Annotated in this window: 4 protein-coding genes; 3 read left to right on the top strand and 1 reads right to left on the bottom strand. The window is 73.3% G+C overall.

Going from position 1 to position 2353, the window contains the following annotated elements; all coding sequences use genetic code 11:
• The 3 genes from dhaK to BZL64_RS37725 form a co-directional block, all read left to right on the top strand.
• A partial coding sequence (gene dhaK / locus BZL64_RS37735; RefSeq protein ID WP_086773462.1) for a dihydroxyacetone kinase subunit DhaK occupies window positions 1–831 on the top strand: 831 nt, incomplete at its 5' end.
• Between the two features lie 48 nt (window positions 832–879).
• Complete coding sequence (gene dhaL / locus BZL64_RS37730; RefSeq protein WP_086773460.1) at window positions 880–1479, top strand: dihydroxyacetone kinase subunit DhaL; 600 nt, start codon at window positions 880–882, stop codon at window positions 1477–1479.
• Window positions 1480–1487: 8 nt separating this feature from the next.
• The gene (locus BZL64_RS37725) at window positions 1488–1898 is read left to right on the top strand and encodes a PTS-dependent dihydroxyacetone kinase phosphotransferase subunit DhaM (protein WP_086773459.1); all 411 of its coding nucleotides are present in this window, start codon (window positions 1488–1490) and stop codon (window positions 1896–1898) included.
• A gap of 62 nt (window positions 1899–1960) precedes the next feature.
• Here the strand turns inward: BZL64_RS37725 and BZL64_RS37720 are convergent.
• Window positions 1961–2353 (bottom strand): glycoside hydrolase family 75 protein (locus BZL64_RS37720; RefSeq protein ID WP_208639613.1); only part of this gene is annotated, 393 nt, incomplete at its 5' end.

Genomic DNA, 2353 nt, shown 5'->3' with positions numbered 1-2353 from the left:
GGGCACGAACCGTTGCACGGGGGGTTCGTCGGTCCTGGGATGCTGTCGGCGGCCTGTCCCGGTGAGGTGTTCACGTCACCCGTGCCCGACCAGATGGTACGCGCCGCCGCGGCCGTGGACAGCGGGGCGGGGGTGCTGTTCATCGTGAAGAACTACACCGGTGACGTGCTCAACTTCGACATGGCGGCCGAACTCGCCGAGGACGAGGGCATCCAGGTCGCGAAGGTGCTGGTCAACGATGACGTCGCGGTGACCGACAGCCTGTACACGGCGGGGCGGCGCGGCACCGGCGCGACGCTGTTCGTGGAGAAGATCGCGGGGGCCGCCGCCGATGAGGGCCTGCCGCTGGAGCGGGTCGAGGCGATCGCCCGGCAGGTCAACGAGAACGCGCGGAGTTTCGGCGTCGCGCTCAGCTCCGTCACCACGCCGGCCAAGGGCAGCCCGACCTTCGATCTGCCCACCGGTGAGCTGGAACTGGGCATCGGCATCCACGGCGAGCCCGGCCGGGAGCGGCGGGCCATGATGACGTCCGGGGAGATCGCCGACGCCGCCGTGCACGCCGTACTGGAGGACCTCTCGCCGCGCAACCCGGTCCTCGTCCTGGTCAACGGCATGGGCGGGACGCCCCTGCTGGAGCTGTACGGCTTCACGGCCGAGGTCCACCGGGTGCTCGCCGAGCGCGGGGTGGCCGTCGCCCGTACGCTCGTCGGCAACTACGTGACGTCCCTCGACATGGCCGGCGCCTCGGTGACCCTGTGCCAGGTCGACGAGGAACTGCTGCGGCTGTGGGACGCGCCCGTACGGACGCCGGGGCTGCGCTGGGGCATGTGAGGCAAGGCGGGGCAAGCGATCAACGTACCGACCACGCAAGGAGATCCCGTGCTCGACGCCGACTTCTTCCGCCGTTGGATGACGGCGACCGCCGCTTCCGTCCACCGTGAGGCGGAGCGGCTCACCGCCCTCGACTCGCCGATCGGTGACGCCGACCACGGCAGCAACCTCCAGCGGGGGTTCACCGCCGTCACCGCGGCACTGGAGAAGGAGCCCCCGACGACCCCCGGAGCTGTCCTGATCCTCGCCGGACGCCGGCTCATCTCGACCGTCGGCGGGGCGTCCGGACCGCTGTACGGGACGCTGCTGCGCGGCACCGGCAAGGCGCTCGGGGACGCGGACGAGGTCAGCGTGGAGGAGTTCGCGCAGGCGTTTCGCGCGGGGGTCGACGGGGTGATGAAGCTGGGCGGGGCCGCGCCGGGCGACAAGACGATGATCGACGCGCTGGTGCCCGCCGTGGACGCCCTCGGGGGCGGCTTCGGGGCGGCACGGGCCGCTGCCGAACAGGGAGCCGTCGCCACCATCCCGCTCCAGGCCCGCAAGGGCCGGGCCAGTTATGTGGGCGAGCGCAGCATCGGACATCAGGACCCGGGCGCCACCTCGGCGGCACTGCTGGTCGCGGGTCTCGCGGAAGCGAACGGGGAGTGAGCGCGGCCATGGCCGACGACAAGCTGGTGGGCATCGTGCTCGTGTCGCACAGCGCGCAGGTGGCGGCCTCCGTGGCCGAGCTGGCGCGGGGTCTCGCGGGCGGCGGCGCCGCCGTGCCCGTCGCCCCGGCGGGCGGCACGGAGGAGGGCGGGCTGGGGACGAGTGCGGAGCTGATCGCCTCCGCTGCCGCCTCCGTCGACCGTGGCGCCGGGGTCGCCGTGCTGACCGATCTCGGCAGTGCCGTGCTGACCGTGAAGGCGCTGCTCGCCGAGGGCGACGAACTCCCCGAGGGCACGCGTCTGGTGGACGCGCCGTTCGTGGAGGGCGCGGTGGCCGCGGTCGTCACGGCGTCCACCGGGGCCGACCTCGACGCCGTGGAGGCGGCGGCCGGGGAGGCGTACACCTACCGCAAGGTCTGACGGCGGCCGAGGGGCGGCAGTGCACGCGGGACCATGTGCGCCGCCGCCCCGACGCGAGCCGGTCAGCCGTGCGTGCCCGCCTTCGCCGGAGCCGCCCCGGCCACGAAGCTCCGTGCCAGGCGCTCCCCCACCTCGACGGCCGAGGTATGGCTCTCGATGGGGGTCGCCCTGGAGTCCTTGAAGACGATGTAGGTGACGCCTGACGCCACGCCGCCGCCGCGCGGGTCGGGCCGGATACCCAGCGCCTCGGCGGCGGCGTACGAGGCCTCGCCGATGATCTCGCGCGGCCCGACGTCACCCACGACGGCGTACTGGACCCGGTCCCCGTACACGACGGCCGCCACACTGCCGCCGCGCACTCCGTGGTCGCGGTGGTTCCAGAGGGTGCTCACGCCCGGTACGACGATGAACGGCAGGCTCTCCGCGTTCAGATAGCGGCCGTCGTGTACGGGGAC

Origin of the sequence: Streptomyces bobili, from assembly GCF_002154575.1 — a bacterium.
Classification (GTDB): domain Bacteria; phylum Actinomycetota; class Actinomycetes; order Streptomycetales; family Streptomycetaceae; genus Streptomyces; species Streptomyces bobili.
This window is presented reverse-complemented; position numbering and strand designations above follow the sequence as displayed.